17 protein-coding genes are annotated in these 22,702 nt (G+C 55.7%); 2 read left to right on the top strand and 15 right to left on the bottom strand.

The features are described from left to right. Position 1: 1 nt before the first annotated feature. The 12 genes from DXB86_RS04260 to DXB86_RS04205 form a co-directional block, all read right to left on the bottom strand. Positions 2-793: a polyphosphate polymerase domain-containing protein gene (locus DXB86_RS04260; RefSeq protein WP_117564820.1), complete on the bottom strand. Its 792-nt coding sequence runs from the start codon at positions 791-793 to the stop codon at positions 2-4. Beyond that, the gene (locus DXB86_RS04255) at positions 780-2,549 is read right to left on the bottom strand and encodes a CotH kinase family protein (RefSeq protein ID WP_117736270.1); all 1,770 of its coding nucleotides are present in this window, start codon (positions 2,547-2,549) and stop codon (positions 780-782) included. The genes DXB86_RS04260 and DXB86_RS04255 overlap by 14 nt, the downstream gene beginning before the upstream one ends. Next, positions 2,539-4,083 carry an exopolysaccharide Pel transporter PelG gene (gene pelG / locus DXB86_RS04250; protein ID WP_117564822.1) on the bottom strand — a complete coding sequence of 515 codons (1,545 nt, stop codon included), beginning with the start codon at positions 4,081-4,083 and terminating at the stop codon, positions 2,539-2,541. Before pelG ends, DXB86_RS04255 begins: the two co-directional genes overlap by 11 nt. Before the next feature lie 3 nt (positions 4,084-4,086). Further along, on the bottom strand, positions 4,087-5,514 hold the full coding sequence (gene pelF / locus DXB86_RS04245; RefSeq protein ID WP_117736269.1) for a GT4 family glycosyltransferase PelF: 1,428 nt from the start codon (positions 5,512-5,514) through the stop codon (positions 4,087-4,089). Then, positions 5,511-7,391, bottom strand: coding sequence for a DUF2194 domain-containing protein (locus DXB86_RS04240; protein WP_117736268.1), 1,881 nt, complete (start codon positions 7,389-7,391; stop codon positions 5,511-5,513). Before DXB86_RS04240 ends, pelF begins: the two co-directional genes overlap by 4 nt. Beyond that, positions 7,388-8,293 (bottom strand): hypothetical protein, encoded by a 906-nt coding sequence (locus tag DXB86_RS04235; RefSeq protein ID WP_117736267.1) that lies wholly within the window; start codon positions 8,291-8,293, stop codon positions 7,388-7,390. Before DXB86_RS04235 ends, DXB86_RS04240 begins: the two co-directional genes overlap by 4 nt. Further along, complete coding sequence (locus DXB86_RS04230) at positions 8,290-10,431, bottom strand: DUF4118 domain-containing protein (protein WP_117736266.1); 2,142 nt, start codon at positions 10,429-10,431, stop codon at positions 8,290-8,292. Before DXB86_RS04230 ends, DXB86_RS04235 begins: the two co-directional genes overlap by 4 nt. A 346-nt stretch (positions 10,432-10,777) precedes the next feature. Next, positions 10,778-11,398, bottom strand: a complete 621-nt coding sequence (locus DXB86_RS04225) for an RloB family protein (protein WP_117736265.1) — start codon at positions 11,396-11,398, stop codon at positions 10,778-10,780. A 1-nt stretch (position 11,399) separates the two neighbouring features. Next, a complete protein-coding gene (locus DXB86_RS04220) occupies positions 11,400-12,542 on the bottom strand; it encodes an ATP/GTP-binding protein (protein WP_158555280.1) in 1,143 nt (380 codons plus the stop codon). Positions 12,543-13,605: 1,063 nt separating this feature from the next. Continuing rightward, positions 13,606-14,616 carry a hypothetical protein gene (locus tag DXB86_RS04215; RefSeq protein ID WP_117736263.1) on the bottom strand — a complete coding sequence of 337 codons (1,011 nt, stop codon included), beginning with the start codon at positions 14,614-14,616 and terminating at the stop codon, positions 13,606-13,608. 44 nt (positions 14,617-14,660) lie between these two features. Next, positions 14,661-16,451 carry an ATP-binding protein gene (locus tag DXB86_RS04210; protein ID WP_158555279.1) on the bottom strand — a complete coding sequence of 597 codons (1,791 nt, stop codon included), beginning with the start codon at positions 16,449-16,451 and terminating at the stop codon, positions 14,661-14,663. 279 nt (positions 16,452-16,730) lie between these two features. Then, positions 16,731-17,672, bottom strand: a complete 942-nt coding sequence (locus DXB86_RS04205) for an Abi family protein (RefSeq protein ID WP_117736261.1) — start codon at positions 17,670-17,672, stop codon at positions 16,731-16,733. 294 nt (positions 17,673-17,966) lie between these two features. Between DXB86_RS04205 and DXB86_RS09965 the strand changes: the two genes are divergently transcribed. Beyond that, entirely contained in the window at positions 17,967-18,137 is a 171-nt protein-coding gene (locus DXB86_RS09965) for a hypothetical protein (RefSeq protein WP_158555278.1), read from the top strand. Positions 18,138-18,658: 521 nt separating this feature from the next. On the opposite strand, the gene DXB86_RS04200 is transcribed toward DXB86_RS09965, so the two are convergent. From DXB86_RS04200 to DXB86_RS04190, 3 genes are all read right to left on the bottom strand, one after another. Next, on the bottom strand, positions 18,659-19,618 hold the full coding sequence (locus DXB86_RS04200) for a DUF2806 domain-containing protein (protein WP_117736260.1): 960 nt from the start codon (positions 19,616-19,618) through the stop codon (positions 18,659-18,661). Positions 19,619-19,684: 66 nt separating this feature from the next. Then, positions 19,685-20,779, bottom strand: coding sequence for an LPO_1073/Vpar_1526 family protein (locus DXB86_RS04195; protein WP_117736259.1), 1,095 nt, complete (start codon positions 20,777-20,779; stop codon positions 19,685-19,687). After that, a complete protein-coding gene (locus DXB86_RS04190; RefSeq protein ID WP_117736258.1) occupies positions 20,760-20,954 on the bottom strand; it encodes a hypothetical protein in 195 nt (64 codons plus the stop codon). The genes DXB86_RS04195 and DXB86_RS04190 overlap by 20 nt, the downstream gene beginning before the upstream one ends. Before the next feature lie 680 nt (positions 20,955-21,634). On the opposite strand from DXB86_RS04190, the gene istA reads away from it, so the two are divergent. Beyond that, positions 21,635-22,663: an IS21 family transposase gene (gene istA, locus DXB86_RS04185; RefSeq protein ID WP_158555277.1), complete on the top strand. Its 1,029-nt coding sequence runs from the start codon at positions 21,635-21,637 to the stop codon at positions 22,661-22,663. Positions 22,664-22,702 lie beyond the last annotated feature (39 nt).

Below are 22,702 nucleotides of genomic sequence, written 5' to 3'. Positions count from 1 at the left end.
TCTAAATATCCCCTCGGTTCTCAAAATCCGATTCCCAGTAATTAAATCCGCGCAGGTAGGCGGTCTTTTCGTAACACAGGCAGTACTTGGAGACCGCCGTAAGCTCGGCCGCACCTGGCGGCACCATATCGCGCACCAGCTGCGGGCAAAACTCGGTAAACTTGACCTCCATCACCAGCTTGCCGGGCTCCAGCACGGGCAACGCGGGCAACGTCGCGTCAAAGATGTCAAAGCTCCCCACCGCCGCACGCACGTTGCTATCAAAGGTAATGCGCACGGTTCCCTCGTCCATCACCCACGGCTCGCGCTCGTAGTCCACGATGGTCCGCGGGCGCATCATATTGCAGATGCACTCGATGTAGAACTCACGGCAGAGTTGGTGCGGACTCCTCAGCAAAAAGTCGTAGTCGCCGGCCAGAATCTGCTCAAACTCGCCACGCGTGAGCGGCGCGTCCTCCTTGTAGATCCAGCTGCCGTACTTCTTTTTACGCTCGAGCTTAATCACCTTGTCGCTGCCGTTATAGATGCGCACGCGATACTTTTTGCGCATAAGGATACCGGCGTCTTTTTCCTCGTAGGCCGAGTTGCAGTAGTCGTCAAAGTACAGGCTGCGGATGGTGTAGCCGCCCGCCCGCGCATGCTTATCCAGCTTAAACACCGGCGCCATGCGACAGGCAAGCGAGGCGTGCTCGCCCTCGTTAATAAGATATTTGAGCTCGTGGCGGTAACGCTCCTGCGTGGTACGCGCGGGAGGTGCCGCCAGGCGCTCAAGCAGCGCGCTAGCCCTCCTCATACGTGTCCTCCACGACCTTACCGCCGTCTTGCACGTAAAAACACTTCATGCCGTAGTGCTTGCCGTCGTCGGTCACATAGTAGTCAAACGCATCTTGCGTATAGCCATCTGAGTTGGTGGCGCGCACGCGCACAAAATACTGGCCGGCATCGGGAGCATCGCAGGTCACCTCGGGAAGCAGCACGTCCTCGGCCTTAAAAAGCACGTCGCTTATGGCATAGTCGCGCGCCAGCTCCACGGTATAGCGGATGTCACGCGCCTTAAAGTCGTAGGATGCATCCCAGTTCATGCGCAGCTTACCGTTATCGATCTGCGGCACGCCAATGTAGAACGGCATGGGCTTGTTATAGCTCTCGCAAAAGCTCTTGTAGTTCTCCTCAATCTCGGAGGGAATCGCCGCGGCAATCTGCTCGTATTCGTCCTTGGTGACAGGCAGATTGTCGATATCGGGCGAAGCAAAGACCAGCGATTCGGTCACCTCGCGATAATGTTTAATCATCTTGGCCAGGCGTGCCTCGGTCATATACGAGCGCAGGTCCTTGACGGCGCGGTCGAGCTCACTGCGGAACGATTTGCTGCGCAGCGCACGATTGAATAGCACGTTGCCCCAATAGTTACTTACGCCGCGCTCCCAGCTCGCATAGTCCGAGAACCCGGCAAGAGAAAGCTCCAGCTTACGCAGCATTCCGTCGTTATCCCAATCTAAAAAGTACCAGGTATTTGAGTTGAGCGGGCTGTACAGATAACAGTTACGGTTCTGAGTATCGCAGTTGCCCGTCAGGATCTGAAACGCCAGCCAATAGACCAGGTTCTCGGTATCAAAGTAGGTATCGAGCACGTCGTCGATCTTTTGCGATTCATCGTTGAGCGCGTCGAGCATCTCGATGAGCTTGGTGTGGTCCGAGTCGCCTTTGATCTCGAGCATGCCCTCAAAATTAGCCTGGTTGTAGTCGGGGTCGTCGGCAAGTTTTATGGTGTCCTCGTAGCGGTGGAAATCGAAGCTGTTCACCTTGTACAGATGCCCGTTCTTATCCAGGCCATGTGCCTTGAGCGCCGTTTTGTTGAGTTGCTCCACCTGCGTAAACAGGCCATAGTCCTCAAAGGTGTCGTTGGATTTCTCGGTCTGGTCGCACACCCATAGATGCACAAACTGCGTGCGCAGGCCCATCATCTGGGGAATCCCGCGAATAAGGTCATAGGCCATCTTGTTGCGAAAGCGCATGCCCTCGCCCATGTGCTTGTTGAGCGCAATCGCACGTTGCTGGCGCCAGGCACCCTTGCCCTTTTTGAGCTCCACCTTGTAATTCTTTTGCGTGTTGGAACTCGACGTCTGACCGCGCACCTGCACGGTGGCATTGGGCGCTTCCTCGCCATAGCCCACTTCGCCGGCCACGGGACCCTTTTCGTCGCCCGCCTGCAGCAGGCCCATAACCTGATAACGCGTCACGCCCATGTCGGCGTAGTCGTAGACCGAGTACGTGTTGATCTCGGCCCAGCTGTGGTCGGTGTTCTCGGAGCTGTTGCCGCGCGAGACCGTCAGGTACATGGTCACAATGCCCGAGTCGTCGTAAACCTCGTACAGCTCGTCCTTATCGCGGAGGTGCTTGGCTTCGCCCGAGGCCTCGGCCTTTTTGATCTTGCCCTGCTTTTTGGGCTTTTTGGTCGAGGATTCGTCCTGAGACGAGCAGCCCGAAAGTAGCAGCGCACCGGCAGCCGCTTCAAGCAGACGGCGACGAGACATCATCCTATCGGTCATCAGAACCTCCCCAATGGTTGCGATACACGCGGACCACCGTGCGCTCAAACGTGCCATGCGGCTCGCCGTTATGGCGAAGCTCCTCATAGCGCTGCTCGGCACGGTCGAGCAAGCGACCCAGCTGCGTAAAGCGACCCGTTTTGTCGGTCGCCACGATGGGCTGCTGGCTCAGGATACGATACGGCAAGTTGGCGGTATAGGTATCGAGCCGCAGCAGCGCCACAACAAAAAACACCGCCGCGCCCAACAAAAAGCCAAAGCCGTAAAACTGCTGCGGCAACAACAGCGACACGAGGGTCGCCAGCCCGGCCACGCCGGAAAACAGGCCCGAGGCCAGCACGGCCCCCTTGTAGTCGGTAAAGTACAGCAAGATGAGCATCACCGTATTGCCCACGGCATACAGTCCGTAGCCCACGCATAACGTGCGAAAATACCCGTGCATAAGGTTATTAAAGCCCAGCGGCAGGGCCGAGAGCACCGTGGTCTCGAGCGAAATGACCGCCGCGGTCACAAACAGCTGCTTGAGCGCACAAAAACGCAGTTCGCGGTTGAGCGTGGAGAGCATCTCCTCCTCGGCCACCACAATGTCGCCCACCACGCCGCCGTCGTTAAACAGGCTGTAGTAGTCGCGGTAGCGCGGATAGAAGTTGACCTCGACCGAGACCACAAAGTTGACGGTCGTGACTAGAATGGTCAAAAACGCGATAAGCGCCGGCACGTCGTGATAGGGCGCACCGTAAAACAAGCCCTTGACCTGCACGCCGATGGGCCCGGCCCAAATGATCACCAGATGTGCGAAGAGCCCCAGGTTGGTAAACAGGCCCGTGAGCGCCAACGGCAGAAACTGATCGAGCCACTGCAAAAAGAGCCAGGGGCTGCGATCGCTCTGCGGAAAATATCGGTACAGCAGCACCACGTCCCAGGCAAGCATCACGCCGTAGCCCAGAGCGATGGACGCCAGCAGGCCCTCGACCGGCGGCAGACCCAGCGCAAGAGCGGCCAGGGCGCACAGGCACGCCATGCCAATGGCAGCCGCAAAGCTGCACAGGATCCCTCGATAGTCCTTGATGGCCGTGAGATAGCTCATGCCGTTCCAGTTGACGATCATAATGTTGAACAGCCACAGGCACAGCAGCCCCTGCAGCAGTGTGGCGCCCGAGAACAGCAAAAAGATGCCGTAGAGCACCGTGCCCGCAACGAGCATGATGGCGTTGGAGCCCCAAAACGAGGGCAAGATCTCTTCCTCGCGCTCGGCAAAAAGCATGTCGGCCAAAAAGCGCGTGACGGGCATGGAAAAGAAGCTCGTAAGCGTGAGTGAGGCCAGCAGCGTATAGGTCACCATGCATACCAGCAGATCCTGGTTGGCGCGCCCGACGCCCCACAGGCCGCACAGCACCAAGATGCCCACTTGGAGTAGCACGCCCAGCAGCATGGGGCCCGTGCACACAATGCCGGCGTAGCCATAGGCGCGCATCGTGGCAAACAGGCCCTTGCGCCTAAACAGGCGCTTGAGCTCAAAACCGATTCCGGCCACCGGCTACTCCCCCTCTCTGGGCAGGTCGAACGCACGCGCCGTCTCGTCGTACAGTGCGCGATAGTTGGCGAGCATCTGCTCGTGCAAAAAGTACGTGGCAACACGGCGCTGGCCGCGCTCCCCCATCTCGATACGGCGGGCGCGACTCGCGCACATGCGCTCCATGGCGTCGGCCAAGCCCTTGCGATACATGGGCGGGCTCACAAAGCCCGCCACGCCAAAATCGTCGCCCGGGGCGCCTTCCAGCAGCTCACGGCAGCAGCCCACCTCGGTCGTCACGCAGGGACGACGCGCGGCGAGCGACTCCAGCACACTGAGCGGCTGGCCCTCGGAGATACTCGTCAAAATGGTAAAGTCGAGCTTTTCCATGTACTCGACCACGTTGACGCGTCCGGTAAAGATCAGGTCGCGAACGCCCAGGGTATCGACCAGCGCGTGACACTCGGCACCGTACTCCTCGTCGTCCACACCGCCCATAATGTGCAGGCGCACGCGGGGCAGGCGCTCGTGCAGCTCAAAGAAGGCATAGATCATGGTCTTGACGTCCTTGATGGGCGCAAGGCGCACCACCGCGCCAATGTCCACCCAGCCGTCATCGGGCTTTAAGGGGATATCCTTAAAGCGATCGAACTGGATACCGTTGGGGATGACCAGGCATTTGTCCGCATCGCAGCCCATATCGATCTGCGTCTTGCGGGCGTTGTGGAACAGGCTCGTCACGCGGAACGCACGGCGGTAGATCTCCTCCGAAAGCAGGTAGAAAAAGCGGATCCAGCGGTCCTTAAACGAGGGCACCACCCAGTCGGCGCGAATGATCTCTTCCTCGCGTTCGCGGGTATAGATGCCGTGCTCGGTGAGCAGCACCGGCGCATGGTGAACGCTTGAGCCCAGGCAGGCGAGCAGGCCGCCGTAGCCGGTTGAGATGGCGTGGTACACATCGGCCACCGGCACCTCGCTGCCCAGCAGGTAGAGCACGGGCAGTAGCATGGAGCGCATGGTATGGAATGCATCGGCAAAGGGCGTGTATGGGTACTCGGCCAGGCACACGTCGCGAAAGATATCCATAAACGTGCGGCTCTGCAAAAACGAGAGCGGATGCACGCGACGGCGGTGGAAGATATCGAATAACACGTCCCAGTCCGGATTGGAGAGCGACACCAGACGGCGTAGCGCCTCGCGCTCACGGTCGTTAAAACTCGCTTCATGTTGCTCGCCCGAAAGCCTCAGGGCATCGTCCAGGAACACCTCGCGCACCTCGACCACGTTGCCGGGCAGCTCGTAGACAAACTTGCCGCGGTCGGCAGCATGCGCGCCGATCACCCACAGCACAAACTCGTGCTCGGGCATGGCCTGGATATAGCCATGCATCCAGGTAGATACGCCGCCGTGCACATAGGGGTAGCAACCCTCGAGTACCAAGCAGATTCTCATCTGTCGCCACCCTCCTTGCGTGCAATGGTCACCGTCTTGTCCGTGGCTTTAACCAGGTACAGATCGCCCGTCAGATGCGTAATCTCGCCACCCGTGACTGCACCCGGGTCGCCGTTGTTGGCGCGAAACATGAGCCACGCCTCGTCGTGGAAATTGCCCAGGCTGAGCGTCCAGGCATCCGCACTTGTATCCACGCTCACCGTCACGGACGAAAAGCGCTGGATGGCGCCCGAGCATTCCGAACCGGTCTGGCGCCGCAGGTCGGGCGCAGACTTGGTAAGCCACTCCAGGTAGTTGGTCAGACCGCCCTTGTAGACATCCCAGCCCTCCTTGGCTCCGCGACCGGGATCCAGTAGGTCGTCCGGGTGCATAAAGTGCGTGCTCACGTAGTGCATGTTGAGCTCGGACACGGCTGCCAGGCGCATATAGGAATCGTCGACCATGCCGCCCGAGACAATACGTGGTTGCTCCACAATGCCATCGCTCGCCACGCCAAACTCCTGTACGTACGGCAGGTCGGTGCCATCCTCAAAATACGTACTGGCGATGGTCTTAATGCGCGGAACGTCGGTGCCGATAAGCTTGCGCGCACGGGCCGAAAGGATATTCGACGGTGGCACATAGACCGAGCCGTGCGCGTTGGGCAGTACCTCGTCCTGGAAGGCTATAAGCTCGTTGAGCGATGCGACGAGCGCCTCCTTGTTCTTCCACGTCTTGTAGTCGTACAGTGTGCCATAGTCGGTATCCCAGAGCGCCAGCGGCTGATGGTTGTAGCCGTGGAAACCCAGCTCTCCGCCCATCTGCAGCAGCATGCCGCCAAAGTAGCGGAACTGCGTGGTATCGGCCTGGCGCGCGGGCTCGGTCTGGTTGACCGCGTCCTCGTAGTTTTCGATCATCACGCCGGTAAAGCGAACGCCATATTTTTGCGCGAGCTTTTGAAGATCGGGCCACCAGACCTTGGCATAAAAGTCGGCGATAGAAAGCCCGTAGTCGCGCTTGATATAGGTGCCGTCGCCCGAGGGCACGGGGCTGGGAAAGTCGTCCAGATAGAAGACGGCGCTGTTGATGACGGGGTAGGCCGTGGCATCGCCCAGCAGGCTGATCGCCGCGGCGTAAAAACCGCGCATGACCTTGTCATAGATACCGATATTGCACACCACGGTGCGACCGCTACCGCAGTCATTCGACCAAATGAGCGGGGCGCCCGCATCGCCGGTCTTAGCCCACACACGAGCCGTCTCGCGCAGCGAAACCGAAAGCGACGAATCAAAGGGGTCCGAGAGCTCGTAGCGCTCTCCCCCGCCCAGCATAAAGTCCTCGCTCGGCACAATGCTCTCGGCTTTTACATAGTCATATCCGGCAGATTCAATGCCAAGCTTAGGAGCAATCACTTGCAGATAGCCCGAGTTATCCGGCGGCATGGCGAGCATAAGCGAACCGCCGGCACTCACCCAACTTATAATGTCGCTCAGGTGCGTACCGAGCCCATCGAGCGACGGCATGAGCAAAATCACGCGATCGTAGGAGGTCAGCGAGGGAATGGCATCCGCGCCGTCCAGGGCAAGGTCCACGTCGCGGTGCGCGATCTTCATGTCGAGCAGAATCTGGTCGAACTGCTCCTTTACGTCCTCGACGCCAGCTTGATCGGAATCGGTAATGACCAGGCACGTGGGCTTTTGGCCAAATATTGCCGAGGAAGCCGGCACCGCATCGTTGGCGGCCAGCATCCCCAGCTTATGCTGGCCCGCACTGTACTGTACGCCGGCGCGCTCCACCAGCAGCACGGCCGCCATGGCAATAAAGACCGCCCACACCACAAGCAGCCCCATCCAGCGAAAATGGCCCGCACGGTCGCGGATATGCTGTACCACGCTCATCGGGCCTCCTCTCCGTTGCGCCAAAACGCCAGTTCCTCGCGGTTGGCGGCGCTCAAGTATACATGCTGTTTGTCAATCGCATCGATCACGCGGTGGACCTCGTCACCGTCGCGGCGCATCACCGCAAGGCGCAGACAAAGCATCCAAACCTCCTGCTCCTCGGGCACATCGAGCACCAGCTGGTCGGTCACGGCCTGCGCCTCGTCGATCTGTCCGACATCGGCCAGCGCCGTCGCGTATCGAATGCGAAGCTCAAGGGTGTCCTCGCGCTCGCAGCGACGCGCAAGCAAACGCGCGTACTGTTGGCGCTGAATCTGAGCCACGCGCCCCTCGGCCAAGCCCGAGTCCAAGTATTCACCAAGAAAATCGCAGTATTCGTTGAGATTATGCGCACTCGGGTCGGTCTTAAAGGCACGCTCCAGCTGCTGCAGCTTAAGGTCGAACTCCTTGGAGATCTGCGCCACCGCCGTCGCGGCATAGTGCGCCACCTCAACGTCGTCGTTAAGCTTAGCCGCCTGTAGCTGCGCCAGATACGCATCGGGCTCCTCGGTGAGCATAGAGAACATTAGGCGGCGCCGGTCTGCCGGGTCGTTGATGATGAGCGCCTCCTCGAGCGGCACTACGCCTGCATCGTCCTCACCACTCGGTACCGACATACTACGATGCAGGTCGTCGTTGAAGCGCAGCGATTCCAGCGCAGACTCTTTCAGCCCCTCGCCAAACGCCGTTCCGCGGACCGATAGCAGAACCACCAGCAACGGGCCCCACAGCGGCACCAGCACTATCACAGCCAGCATATGCCCGCGCACCGGCAGCAGGCCCAACTTCATAAGCGTCCACAGCACCAGGCAAACCAGCGCATGAATCAGCAACAAGACGGCGGCAACGACAAGCGAGATCAAGCGGCACCCCCCCCCTCACCGTCACCGGTGTCAGCAATATGCCGCAGCAGCGCCACGATGTCCTCGCCGTCGACGGGCTCCACCGCAAGCTGCTTTGCACTCAGGCGCTCGCGGATAATGGGCAGATCGCACGCCTTTGCCTGGCGCATAAGCAGGTAAAGCACGTCGCCGTCGACCAAGCCCGCCACATCGCTCTCGCGGATTGCCGACCCAATTGCGCCCACCAGCTCGCCGACAGGCTCCATGCCCGGTACCACGCGCAGGAGCAAAAAGCTGCCCATCTTGCCATCTGCCAGCGCCTGCTCGGCCGCGAGCTCTTGGCCAAAGGCAGCCTGTTTGAGCACGCAAGTGCCGTCAACGCAGCGTTTATCCTGTGCCACCGCCTCATAGTCAAAGGCACGGCCCAGCGCGCTTTCGACCAGGCCGCACAAGATGCGGAACAGGTTTTGGTAATAGAGCGTCATTTGGTTCTGGGCCGCACAGCGCACAAAGATCAACACGGCGGGCGCCCCGTCACGCTCGATCGTGTATCCAAACATGGGAAGCCCCGGCGTCAGCTCGCGGTTCACCCACAGGCTCGAACGACCCCCGTCGCCTAAAAGGGGCGCAAGCTGCTCAAGCGTAAGCGAGCGTGCGGCATCTTCGGCAATCGCGGGACTTGCTGCCACCAGGCGTGCAAATGCTCCGCCAGAAACATGGTAGATCGTCACCGAATCGTTCTCGAGGATCTCGCCCAGAAGCTCGCAGCACTTGCGATAGATGTCGCGTGGGTTGAACACGTCAAGCTCCTGCGTCACGGCAAAGATCTTGCCAAAGCTGTCGTGGCGACCCACGATCTGGCGCCTGTACGCACGCTTGTCCTCGATCGCGTCGTGGTAGAGCTGCGTAAGAAACGTATTGCGGTTGCGCACGAGCTTGTTTTGATCGCGCTCCGCCCTAATGGCTTCGCTGTTGCGCAGCTGCACATAGCCGCACACGGCACCCACAACAAAGTACGCAATAAACGGCAGCCAGTTGGACGGCTCGTAGAAAAGGCCCTGGAAGGTATAGCCGTACTGAGTAAAGTAGCTCGCGGCCAAACCCACCGACGCCAGCAGCGCCGCAACCAGGCCAAAGTCCAAGCCATACAGCGTGCCGATGAGCACCACGTAGAGCAGGCGATAATCGAGCACGTTGAGCTGGGTCGATTGGGAGAACAAGCGCTCCAGCACTTCAAAGAGCACCCAGGCGGCTGCCGTCTCCAGGCATTTGACAGGCAGCGTGCGCATTTGAATACGGTCGATGGCCGCGCGCAAGGGGTTAACCTTCTTTGCACGGCCAGCATCCCAGCGAGCTTGAATGGTCGAGAGGTCGCGCAGCAAGTCGTAGCGCTGAAACCAGCCATAGCGCACGCGAGCGACGTCGCTGGCGGGCAGGGCGTAGCCGACAGAATCGCCATAGGCAACTGAGAGCCCTGGGAACAGCGCCTTGAGGGCGTCGCCCACCTCACCCACCGTGTGATGGAAGGCATCGGCTACGTCGAGCGTCTCAAAGTTACCATTCCAGCTGTCGAAGATACGGCGTACCAGCACCGAAAGCTCCTCGGCACACAGCAGGGGAAACGCCGCATCCTGCGCGCCCTGCAGAGCGGCCGATCCGGTTGAGCATGCGTCGAACAGCGGCACCAAAAACGGGTCCTCCAGCGCGGCAGACGCGGTATACAGGAACGGCACACGCAGGATCTTGGTCTGAACACCCTCGCGAGCAGCGTAGTAGCGGCACAGGTCGTTGGCTGCGTGCGCGATAATGCCCTTGCCCGTTCGCCCCGCGGCATCGGCGGCACCCTCGGCACCCGCGGGCCCCCCTACATACAGTAGTTGGACCCGGCGACCCGCGCACGTACGAAAGACCGAGCGCAGTAGCTCGATATCGCCCACGGTATCGGTATGCGGGGTAAGGTAATTAGACAGGTAGACCACGCGGTCGAACTCGTAGGCCTGCTCCAAGTGCTGAAGCAGCTCTTTCCACGAGGCATGGGGCGACGACTCATCGCGGCGCGCTTCCTGCGCGGCTACAACCTTAACGTGGTCCCCAGGGAATGCCTTGGCGCAAAAGTCATCGTCAACATATGCGGTGTTGCCAACAACCAGCACCTCCATGGCGCACCCCTCCCCTAAAATCCACTTCTGTCATAGTCAAACATGCGTATTTTACGCTGTCAACGCGAGCTGGAACGCCTTTAAGGCTGTTTTAAGAACTTTTTTAGAGGATGTGGGGACATCAAGAGTGCTAAATGAGCGACCAATTCGGAAGTGGGGTGAAAAACCGAGACCTGTCGACCAGACCCTAGTTTTGGGCACCCGCGACCTGCGGTTTTGTTGCCTGAAATCGGGCTATGCTCGGCGAGTTTCGATTTTTCTCCGCACTTCTCCTACGCACCGGATTTGCAATCGCGCATCATAATCCGCCAATCGCCCTAACCGGAAAGCCAATCCACAGACTCGACTAGCCAACCAGATACGGCCCGATTACATCGAAAATTTCGCCCACCTTGGTTGCAGGGTTTTGCGCAGATGGCTTAACGTTACCCAGCCCCCTATGGTATGTGACGAGGCGCCCAACACGCTGCAATGCCTCGCCTCGTTTGCCGTCCACCACCTCGAACAGCCCGTCCAAGTTCTTGCGGTACTCGATGCCCAGGTCTCTCGACATCTCCTGCGCGAGGACATGCTGGCAGTCGGACGCGGACATATGCGCGGTCGTGTAGCGAAAGTGCAGAAGCGGCCACAGCTCGAAGCAGGGGTTCGACCACAACGCATGGAAGGTCCTCGAACCGTCGGAGAGCTCGTTGCATTTGCGCTCCATCGCGTCAAAGTCGGACGCAGGAAAGTCATCCTTGTCATACACGAGCCACACATGGTCGAATGTCTCGGGCGCATAGCGGCAGTGTTCGACGGCGAAGTCAAGTAGGTCAAGCGTGTGTTTGCCGGTCCCCTTAACGACAATGGCAACCTTACGCTCGTTCGCCGCGCCCAACGCCGCACGCACACCCTCAAAGTAGCGAGGCTCGGTCTCCTTGCCCTCGCGCTTGCCGCTACGCCAGCCCTTCGACTTCTTCGCCAGCATGCTAATCCCACTCTTCGATGCGGGTGAGATACGGATCGGCGCCGTAGCGACCAGACAGGTATTGCTTGTCGAGAGCCGCGTTCTTGCTTACCAGATTACCGTTTGCCTCGTGGATGTCGGCGAGAGACCACAGTTGGCTCGCCTCCCCCTCGCCGCGCGCAGCGAACCATATCTCGTCACGGCGGAACACATCGTTTCGCATGGTTGACACATCCTGGGACGAGAAGATGAGCTGCGCGCCACTCTTGTTGACCTCAGGATCCTTAAACAGCAGAATCACATAGCGAAGAAGCTTCGGGTGCAGTTTGGCGTCGAGCTCGTCTACCACAACGGTGCCACCACGCTCAAGCGCTGTCATCAGATACGCAGCCAACCCCATGAGCTTCTGGGTTCCGGCAGATTCCTCGGATAAACGCAGCTCGTACGCCTTGTCGCCCACCTCGTGCCTCACGAAGACGCGCTGGCCGCGCCACTCCGGCGCCCTCTCCACTCTGAAGCCATCAATACGCACATCAACGGCGCACAAAAAACGCGTGACCTCGGGTGAGTCATCCTCGTCGAGCAATTGTTCGAGCATCTGCTCCAGATAGGAGCTGTTATAGTTCAGGAACACCCCGTCAAGAAACCAGCTGGCAGCCTCCTTGACCACCGGCGCGTCAAAGTTGATGCAGAGAAACGACAGGTACGGCAGGCTCGGGTTGAATCTCGCAGCCGTGACAAGCTTACGCAGAGTGGGACCAAGCTCAACCCCTGTGCCCTCGCGCTCGAACAGCATCGCTGTGCGTGACGCCCCCAATTTGCGCCGCCACAGTCCTTCGGACACAATCTCGTCCGCATGCACGGACAGGGCATAGCGGTACTCATGCTCACCTGCGCGATAGTAGAGCTCGAACTCGGTGGGCTTAGCAGCCGACACGTCATCGAACTCGAACGCAGAGCAACGGGGTATCGAAGAGCGGTTACCTTCTGGCACATCAGTGCTGGCAGACAACAATCTGATCGGCCTTGCCACCGCCGAACGAATATAGTCAAGAGCTTCGAGCAGGTTAGACTTGCCGCCAGCGTTAGGCCCGTACACCGCAGCTACCGGAAGGAAATTCTGCCCGTCAGGGCACTCTATGAGGGAACGCTCGAACTCCCTCATCGATGTTGCCTGCATGGAAAGCTCGGTCTCGTCGCGATAGGATCTATAGTTCCTGAAGGTGAACTGGCAAAGCATGGTACTCAACATTCTTTTCATTGTTTTAAAAGGTATATCAGAGTTTTTCTTTGATTATAGACTTTAAGTAGGCTAAATCAAGTGCTTGCTACACCAATGACAGCAGGCGCAAGGTGCAAACCGCCCACACTCGACCATCCCATTGCCGGAATGGCGTTTAGCAAGCACGTCGCACATTACATGCATGAAAAAAGGGCAACACTCTCTAACAGAAAGCGTCGCCCTTAAAGCTCCCGAAGAGCTTTTGTATTGTAGGAAAATACTCTACACCATCTCCCCTTGATTGAGGAAATCAGCCCGTAACTAGCCGGCCGAGACCATAACAAATCTTATGAATTACGCCATTAAGCACGGTGGGCATTTTGGTGGCAAAAAGGCACGGCACTTCCCATATCAATGCCTTCTTCCAGTATTGAATGTTCTCGCCTACTACGATCCGCTTGCCTGGCACGAGGCGAAAGCGGGCGCAAGCTATACTGCAGTGTATGAGTTGGCAAGTCACAGTAGGCTCTTTGTAGAACTTCTCGACGAGGCAATTTAAGAGACCTGGGGGAACAAGAAAAGATGAGCTTCCATGCCATCAAGAAACCGAAAACAGGCGAAGCCGCTTTGTTGAAGACGTGCACACGACAATCTACAACGCCAACTACACCGACCCGCGGATCCGGGAACTGAACGGTATCGATCTTAACATATCGTCACAAGACAAAGAACTTTTCCAGCGCCCGGCTCCACCATCGGCAACCCGGTAAAGCCATCTCTGGCTAACGCACTCACCAGATTCTTTATATCCCTACGCGACGATTCCTCGTCAACTGTTGCGACTCTCGAAGACGCGGTCCATGCGCCCACGTCAGTGATTTGCTATTTAGCGCCGGGAATCATATGACTGGGCGTGGCCGTACTCGCTATGTGGCTGTTAAATTGCAAAAGAAGTGATACGTCGCCCGCCAATGGATAAAAGGCCGTCCAAACTAGATGAAAAGAGTCACCTCATAGCCCATATCTTCCAAATGCCGTTCCGCTTCACCAGAACTATTTCATGCCCGCCCTCGATGAGCTGCGGTCCCTCAATCAGAAACGGTTCTCGAACGTTTGGGAGAAGCTTTACGAGGGCCGAGCCGTCCTCTTGATACCGAACAAGAGTGCTCATTCCATAATCCCCTTCCAAAAGCTCGGCGGCTTGCAAATAATCACCCCATCTGAAAATGGTCTCCCGTGCGACAAGGGAATTGAGTTCGCTGGGGTCCAGGGGCCTTCTGCCAAGCGCCTCTTTGAATAGTAGAACAGCGGTGATTATCTCTAAATCATCGCGCGAACCTTGCTGAACCTTTTTCTCAATGTCCTCATCCCCAAGATCTCTACCGCGAAGATTTCGCCAAAATGGCGAATTCTCAATCTGGCGACAAGCGTCTTTTGATTCAAACGAAACAGTTGCCGATGCTTCCTCTTTCCTCGATAGCGGCTTGATTCCAGCATTAAGAAGGAACTCAGAGAACTGCAGCAAAATCTGTTCTCTCCCCGCGATATACGGTGCCAGGGCGACCAGTCTCATGTGTTCGGGAACAGAGACGAGGTTCTCTGCCCGCGTTATATCCGCGTGCATCAGCACTCCGTACATTACATCTTCGACGTTTGCAAAGGCACCCTCGACAACCTTGCCGTCCCCAAAGGCAAACTCAATTGATTGGCTATTAAGGGCATCAAGACTATCCAGCAAGGATTCAATCACATCCTTACTAGAAGCGAAGTCCCGTTCAGCAGACTTGAGCAGCCTCCTGAGAAACAAGTCCTTTCCGCGCACAAAATACTTGCGCTGCAGCATAAGACGCACCGAGACCGCAGCAAACGCTTCATCCCCAAGCTCAAGTTCACCTAATTTCGAAAAGCAATTAGGATCGAAACGGGCAAGCCTCTCATCAAGTGGAAGCGTGCTGGCAAGTCTCTTGTAAGTATCAATCGTGTATAGATACAACTCATACGCAACGCTATTGTCCAAAGCTGCCGCACCCCTCAATCATGATTGACAGGTCGATAATTCACCTACTGCGTTTCAACGTCATTGGCCGCACATATCAGATCGCACAACTCTGCCACGCGTTTCATTGCATCACCCAACGGAGAAAAACCGGCCCCACAGGCAGTCCTTGCAATCCTAATTTTATCTGGATGCGTTTTCCCGCCCTTAAACGTAAAGCTCAGCGGGCAAATAAATCTGTCACCAAGGGGATGCTCCCATTTTTTACCCGAATAACATTTCTCAATCGAAGCTGCAAGCACATCTTCTGGAACATAGTTCTCAATTGTTGCGCCCCAGGTAACCCACGACATTGCGCCGTTCTGTGTGCACTCGTCAATAATGCGTCGCTTGGTTGAATTAAGTCTCGAATGAGAGGATTTCTTATCAGAATCCATCAGCACGCAGAAATGAGTATTGATTCTAAAGAGGGATATCAGCTCCGCGGGGATATCTTCGCCAGCACTTGCATCTAGTGCATTCAGCAACTTGCCACCGTAAATCATTGCACTGTAATGAATACCTTCTTCGAGCGAAATGTTATGCTCATCAGACCATCTCTTAATCCAATAATTCAGGTACACGCGGTCCGAGGGCCCCTCAACCCACACTACAAAGTTTGCTTGCAACAGATCGGAGGCCTTGACCCCCAAATCATCAAGCAAATCGCGAGCACAACCCAGACCGTCAAGCTGTCTGCATCCAGAAACTCCATTTGTCTTAGACACATGGGCAACCTGAACGCCAGGATAGTTAATAACAGTTGGAGAATGCGTAGTGATGATAAATCGGTTTGAATCGTCCTCGAGAAGGTATTTCATAAACCTCGCCTGCAGAGCCGGGTGCAGATGAATTTCGGGTTCTTCAATACAGATAATGCTGTTGTCGTTGCAAGCAATAATCGAAGCGAGAATTACGAGCTCCGTAACTCCCGTACCCAAAGATTCAAGCGGCAGGTAATCGGCATCGGAAGTCTTAAGAGATATCTCATGGCTTTCATGCGAAACAAGCAGAGAGGCACGGGGGTCGTTCATGACATCGCGCACGAATCCTTGCAGCTTATTCAGCCGCGCTTCTGCCCGAGCATGATTTGAACGCTCCGGATTAAACAAGCGAAGCAAAGCTGTTGGAAGACCGCGTCCGCTGCAAAGATCGACATCGCGATCTGGAAAATCATCGTCTTCAACCGACCTAATTGCATCGACCTTAACAAAGCGAGGGATATTCCCCCACGGAACAATACTGCGGATTATGTCGGCATAGCACGATTCGTCATCACCGCCGTGTTGGAGAGGATCAAGGGAGCAGCGATTCAGGTCCATAGACAAGCCTGCACTTTTATACTGCGAGAAAGACGCAATCAGATCATTTACTAAAGACGACCCAGCAGCCGGCGACGCCGTTAGAAAGTCAAGCCAAACGCCATCTCCATCGTTTGATATATACGGCGGACGGGAAAATAACTCAGAAAGCTCTGCCATCCGCTTATCTCCAGAAGGTCGCTTTAAACTGGAGGACTCCAATAAAACAGATCGATCTATACACAGGGAAATAGTCAACGGGTCATTTGCCCCCGCTGATTTCAGCAGCAAGGGCGCATCTTCCCTAGTGAAGGGATAGCGATTGCGGGCGATTTCCCCTCTTTGGTCAATGGATGTCATTGCCTTAATAACAAAATCAACAAGAGACGATTTTCCGCAGTTATTCTGTCCCGCTAGGACTTGGACTTTATCAAATGGACCGAAGCGCGAGTCTTCACTTCCGAAAAAGGAGCGATAGCCGCTACAACCAAAACCCAGAAAGATATTGCGACGCATTCTTGCCAGCCCCCCTTGATAAATAAGCCATGTCCAAACTAATTCTAATTGTCTAAAACTCTTCATGAACCAGCAGCACGTGAGAACGGTCCCATCTAAAGCATGTCCATCGCCTTAGGCTTCAATGTAAAAGATAGTGACCACTCCACCGTCGAACTCATCGACCATCTCATTGACCACAGCTCATAATTCTGCAAAGTTGGATACTCGATAGAGATTGTCGTGCAATCATTTGGATATCAATTGCAGGACAACTCAACCGTATCGACGCCCTCAGCCTCAATCGAACAGGGTGCCATCTTGTGACTTTTGAAGCAGCTCAACAAATCCAATTTGGTCGAGTATGTGCTTTATCGCGTAGGTTTTCAAATACCTACTCAGCAGAGCCGTCAACTCTTCGACAAACGTTCTGAATTCAATCTCGGTCAGATAACGTTTGAGCATCCACACCATCTGGATGTAGCTAATGTTCTTACGTCCTCCGACTCTAGCGCAATAAAGACGCTCATCGTGGGCGCAAACGTTTCGGAACTTAACGAGAGCCTCAATTGAAGGTTGAGCGGCCTTTTCGCTGAAGAAACCGCTTTTCTTCGATCCGGTTTTCCCGGTTGCATCTACAATCATTTTGCAAAAATCACGCCGCTCACGAGGCTTCATCAGATTATAGAAATGCTCCATGTTTCCAAACGTCAAATCATTGACCAGAACCCAAAGCGGCACTGAACCATATTCATTGCGATAGTGGACAACAAATTCAGATTTACTTTTTAATGACCTGCGGCTAAGTATGCTCGTAAGATTAGATATCTCGTGAGCATACCTTGCCTTATCTTTTCCTGTCGCAGCATATTCATCTTGAGTACAAAATGAAGACTGCAAGTAATAGTCATTGGGATCACGGTGAACATTCGAGAATGTGTAAGCGATCGCGGTTTTTATTTTTGCCTCGGCCAATATGAGAAACTTAAAAGTAAGAGATCTCAGTTCCCTATCGAACGTAAACAATGAATAAAGGTCCAAAAATGATGCACCGCTGCGATACCGGTCCTCATTGAACTCCGAACTTAGGCTCTTATCAATGAACGGATCTTTATAGCCATTGACAATTGAGTAATAGCCCTCGCACATCAGAATGCGTGTCGTGTTGGCGTCAACAGCCAAGCCCCTTTGCCTGAGTAATCTGACCTGATCGTAAATAGGCAAGAAAGGCTTTGCTGTCATTGGGGCTTCTTAAATGAAGAAAGGCGACCATCCCAAGAAGGACAGCCGCCTTTCTGCAGAACGCGGGACCCGTAGGTTATCCGCGTCAATACCGCTGTTTGGATATTTTACTGATTATCGATCCATAAATCAACCCGAAAGATGGCAGCTATTATTTGCCCATGCCCCAAAGATGCATTTGCAATACCAATACCCAGCACAAGATGCTGTCCCTCTGGAAGTTTCTCGAGGTCGCTAAAGTTCGTTTCGACAACCAGAGAGTCATTTGGATCACCCTCATCTGCCAGGACGTATATGGGCCAAGCTCATCAATACCTTCTTCCAGCATTGAATGTTCTCACCTACCACGATCCGTTTGCCTGGCACGAGGCGAAAGCGGGCGCAAGCTATTCCGCAATGTATGAGTTGGCAAGTCACGGCAGGCTCTTTATAGAACTTCTCGACGAGACAATTGAAGAGACCTAGAGAACAAGAAAAGATGAGCTTCCATACCATCAAGAAAACGAAAACAGGCGAAGCCGCTTTGTTGAAGACGTGTGCGCGACAATCTACGCCGCTAGCTACGCCGATCTACGTATCCGGGAACTAAACAGCATCGATCTTAATATATCGCCACGCGGCAAAGAGCTATTCCAACGCCTGACTCCGCCATCGGCAACCCGGTAAAGCCATCTCTGGCTAACGCACTCACCAGAATCCCCGTGTCCTTGCGCAGCGACTCCTCGCCGACTGTCACGATGTTCACAGAGACGACCCGTGCCCCTCGTCAATGATTTGCTGTTTAGTCGCTAGAAATCATATGACGGGTCACGGGCCGTGTTCCGTCATGCGGCAAGCGATAAGCGAGAGAAATTTTGCGTAGCCCAAATTCAAATCAGATTGCAACCAGTTACAGATAAATGCGCCAATGGACAGTCTTCATTTCATATATGAACAACGCGCTGCCAGTCACATCACCTTGCAAGCGCTTGAGCTTAGTCAACTGCTTACCAAATCACATCGGCGGAAATGCTTTCTTTCATGATTTCCAAAACCCTCTCATCAACCGAAGCTCCAACGACCTCAGCAAGCTCAATTCCAAGTTTTAGAAATTTTGCACGCCCGAGATCGAGCTGCAACTTCTCCTTACCATTGTTCCTGATACAAACGAGGCGCTGCAAAGAGTACAGCTTCAATTCGTCACCGGGGTCGACAGTGAAAGAAATCCATTCGCCAGACGTCAGCACGCCCAAAGAGTCCAATGTATTAATCGCTTCCCTTAAAACCATGCCGCCGTTATACGTCCAAGAATCGTCAACGGATGTTCTGAAAAGCAAGGGCACGGGCTCAGGACGCGAACTTGGACCAACAGAAGTCCAAAGGCAACAACTTAAAACTGAGAGTAACTGATTCGCATCCTCAACATCCATCTGTTCAAGCAACGCCTTGGTTCTCTTTGAACGTGCATGCCCCGTTGACGCTTCTTGAGAGATTAACTTAGCCCAGATTTCCCTCAGCTCATCATCGTAGGCAGTTTGAGCGCCGCGAATATCCATATCGATACAGGATGAATCCAAACGGTTCGTGACAGGCACATCAACCAATTCGCCCGCACGACCCAAAACGTCCAGCACATTTTCCGCCTGCATCGTGCTCGTAGGATATCCATATGCTAAAAGAAAGATCTGGGCGTCGCTAAAGGTCGGAAATGCTTTCTTATAAATGTCAACAATGTCGGATATTGACTTTGCCCTAACGCAAGCAGCTTCGGCTTCATCTTTTGCCGCCTTAATCGGATGAACGGCACTGCGAACGCCCTGAATAAAGTTTAGAGGAAATGCTGACCGACTTCCGTTCCCCTGGAGATTGAGGTTTAGCGTCGGCTGAAGACTCATATCATTTGCGGCAAAGTTAACCGCTCCAGCTTGAGCATTTGCCTTAACTTCGTTGCTTACGAAATCACCCATCGCTTGCTCCCTAAAGATTGCCGAATCATTAAACCAACGACATGAAAAAGCCCGCGCCCCACCCTACTATTCGGGCAAGTCGGAGTTCAGCCTTCTGGCGTTGGCAATGGCGAGACATTCACCCGCGGGCGTGAGCCTTGGAACCCAAGGAATAGAATTCCACCAGTCATGCACTTTAATGAAGGTTGGATACTTAAAAAATACCGTCTTGAGGTTATCTCTAATGATATCAACACAGGAGTCATCTTGACTCAATTGGCAAATGGATCGCACTGCTTCAATCTGCACATTGTTTAGAGGGATGACCGGTTTGGAGGCATCAGAATCACACCTATACGACAGATTGTCGAAGCGATCAATATACCTTAGGGGCAATCGCTTATACCCAGGATTCAACTCGTGAACGACAAGCAAATCCGTTGGCAATTCCACTTCTTCGAGCTTTTCCAGTACCTTAGCCTCTTTAGCAGAACCCGTCTCAACTCCGCAAACGGTATACCCATTCAACATGTCAAACTGTAGATCAAGAAACGACGTAAGCGATGTAATGGGTGAGCATCTAATCGCATCAAGTATATCTAAATCGCCAATCCATTCTGTACCAGTTGGCAAGAGATCCAAAGGAAGCTTCTCATAAATCCCAGCCAAAGCCTTGATACCCTCGCCCACGACGCCAGAAGATGTGGTGTAACCATTTACGGCAAAGAACACAGTTAACCCCGCAAGCTCCTCATCAGTAAGAAACTCGACAATCTCGATTGCCTTACTTACCCCAGTGGCAACATGGCGATCCGATGGCGACTCAAAACGTTTGACTAATAGCTCAGCCAGCATCTGATGATCAGCAGCAGAGTTAGTCCTTGCAGCAGCATTTGCGGCTGCGCCCAACGTCGCCGCACACGATGGCTCGCGGAGCGATTCGAAAAGCTGCAGCTGATTCCCGACAATGACATATAGCTCATCTTTAAAACTATTCAACCTCTGTTCGACGGCAAGCCTTGACTCCATAAGGCAAGACTCAATAGCCTTATCGCATGCAGCGCTTACGATGTCATAAACCCGCTCTTCAGACATCCCGATGTTCTGCACAAGCGTCTGCGTTTGAATCTGGTTTGCATTATCGCCAGCCTTTTGGATTTGCTTAGTTGTCGTTGCGTTCATTTACGACACCAACCTGAATTTGCTTTGAGCCTTTACCGGCTTTCTGAGACTGCTTGACGGACCTCTGCCCAGCCTTGTAGCTGACGGGAACACTAACTAGAGCAGTCACGAGAGCGCCGGCAATAGCCGCTACAACTGATGAGCCCAGGCCATCAAACATGGACGACAGATCCATAAGCAACCTCCAAAGCATCTAAGAAACAGCCAAATGCTGACTATTAAAGTCTATCGCTGAAATATGTACCGATGCACCTCTAAAGTGAGCGGATCTACGAAGATTAGCAGAACAATGCCCCGGTATACATAGGTTGATTTAGACCACCGACAACTTGTCAACGGCCTCTCCTATGATAGTGCGCAACGTGGTCAAGGTCGACATGAGCGCAGCCAACATGCGGCAGCACCGCAGAGCCGGACGTTAGCAAAAAGGGCCGGGGCCCATGTCGGCCCCGGTGCCTAGGCTAATGCCGCGGAGCCGCTTCCCAATATTCATCAGTGGTCAATTAAACAAAAGCCGTATCCCACCAAAACGCTAGTGCCCAAGGCGTTCTAGCCAAAAGCAGCCTGGGCACACTCCATGAGACCATAGTAAGGGCCGCAACCGGACCTCGCGTCAGAAGCAGACACGCTACATCCCGCCGGCAATCACCCTCCCCGTCCATGACCGTCCAACCCACAGTGTTGATGTTCACTAAGAAGTGGTCCGAGTGATCACTGGGAAATGAGCACCGTGAGCACGCAAAATTGAGCAGTTTAAGCAAGAGGGCCGCGCCCCGGGGACCGGGGGCGCGGCCCTCGCCGTATGGTTTCCCCGGGCGGTTACTTTGGCGAGCCCGCCCGGGAAGGATGGAGGAGATGACCGTGCCCCTGGACACAGTGAATGATATACGGTCGATGGATGCCGCCGGGCACTCGAGGTCCGAGATCGCCCGAATGCTCCACGTGAGCCGGAACACCGTGGCGAAATACGCCGACATGGAGGACATGTCGCCCGCCGCGCCGATGCCCCAGAGGAGGGGCAGGCCCGCGCTCGAGGGCAACGAGGAATGGGTCATCGGCGTTCTCGAGGCCGACCTCGGGGCCCCGAGGAAGCAGCGCCACACCGCCAGGCGGATCTACGACAGGCTCGTCGCCGAGCGCGGCTACGGCGGCTCGTACTCCACCGTGCAGAGGTTCGTCCGCGAGCTCAGGCTTGCCCGGGCGGCGGCGGGCGGAGAGGGGTACCTCGAGCTCGAGTGGGCGCCCGGCACCTGCCAGGTCGATTTCGGGAACTTCCGCGCCGCGGTCGGCGGGAGGGCCCTCGACCTCAAGCTGCTGGTCGCGACGCTTCCGCACTCGAACGACCGGCAGTGCGTCGCCCTCATGTCGCAGAGGTCGGAGTGCCTGTGCGCCGGGCTGCTCGAGATCTTCCGCCGCTGGGGCCGCGCCCCGGCGGCGATGGTGCTCGACAACGCCACCGAGGCGGGCAGGATGGTGCGCGGCGAGGTCACGGAATCGAGGCTGTTCTCGCAGTTCAGGGCCCACTACCGCTTCGAGAGCCGGTACTGCAACCCCTATTCGGGAAACGAGAAGGGCTCCGTCGAGAACGCCGTGGGGTTCCTCCGGCGCAACCTCCTCGTCCCCGTGCCGGCGTTCGGCACGCTCCCCGAGCTCAACGCGTTCCTCGCCGAGGGGTGCGCGAGGGTCAACGCGGCGGCGCGCTGCCGCGACGGCAGGCCGCACGGGGAGGCCTACCGGGAGGACCTCGCCGCCATGCGCGCCCTTCCCGGCGTGGAGTTCGACGCGGTGAGGTGGGTCACCGCCCGCGCCGACAGGCGCGGCTACGTCGAGGCCGACGGGCGCGAGTACGTCGCCGGGCCCGCCTGGCACGGGCGGAGCTGTTAGCGCTACTGTAAAAACAACCATTTTGACCAACGCTCAACA

The organism is Collinsella sp. OM06-18AC (assembly GCF_003438785.1).
GTDB lineage: Bacteria > Actinomycetota > Coriobacteriia > Coriobacteriales > Coriobacteriaceae > Collinsella.
This window is presented reverse-complemented; position numbering and strand designations above follow the sequence as displayed.

Coding starts and splice junctions, on each gene's coding strand:
- DXB86_RS04190 (WP_117736258.1), bottom strand. CDS start 20,954: ATGGATCTGTCGTCCATGTTTGATGGCCTGGGCTCATCAGTTGTAGCG.
- DXB86_RS04230 (WP_117736266.1), bottom strand. CDS start 10,431: ATGGAGGTGCTGGTTGTTGGCAACACCGCATATGTTGACGATGACTTT.
- DXB86_RS04225 (WP_117736265.1), bottom strand. CDS start 11,398: ATGCTGGCGAAGAAGTCGAAGGGCTGGCGTAGCGGCAAGCGCGAGGGC.
- istA (WP_158555277.1), top strand. CDS start 21,635: ATGACCGTGCCCCTGGACACAGTGAATGATATACGGTCGATGGATGCC.
- DXB86_RS04240 (WP_117736268.1), bottom strand. CDS start 7,391: ATGAGCGTGGTACAGCATATCCGCGACCGTGCGGGCCATTTTCGCTGG.
- DXB86_RS09965 (WP_158555278.1), top strand. CDS start 17,967: ATGGGCCAAGCTCATCAATACCTTCTTCCAGCATTGAATGTTCTCACC.
- DXB86_RS04200 (WP_117736260.1), bottom strand. CDS start 19,618: ATGGGTGATTTCGTAAGCAACGAAGTTAAGGCAAATGCTCAAGCTGGA.
- DXB86_RS04195 (WP_117736259.1), bottom strand. CDS start 20,779: ATGAACGCAACGACAACTAAGCAAATCCAAAAGGCTGGCGATAATGCA.
- pelF (WP_117736269.1), bottom strand. CDS start 5,514: ATGAGAATCTGCTTGGTACTCGAGGGTTGCTACCCCTATGTGCACGGC.
- DXB86_RS04210 (WP_158555279.1), bottom strand. CDS start 16,451: ATGCGTCGCAATATCTTTCTGGGTTTTGGTTGTAGCGGCTATCGCTCC.
- DXB86_RS04205 (WP_117736261.1), bottom strand. CDS start 17,672: ATGACAGCAAAGCCTTTCTTGCCTATTTACGATCAGGTCAGATTACTC.
- DXB86_RS04260 (WP_117564820.1), bottom strand. CDS start 793: ATGAGGAGGGCTAGCGCGCTGCTTGAGCGCCTGGCGGCACCTCCCGCG.
- DXB86_RS04255 (WP_117736270.1), bottom strand. CDS start 2,549: ATGACCGATAGGATGATGTCTCGTCGCCGTCTGCTTGAAGCGGCTGCC.
- DXB86_RS04220 (WP_158555280.1), bottom strand. CDS start 12,542: ATGAGGGAGTTCGAGCGTTCCCTCATAGAGTGCCCTGACGGGCAGAAT.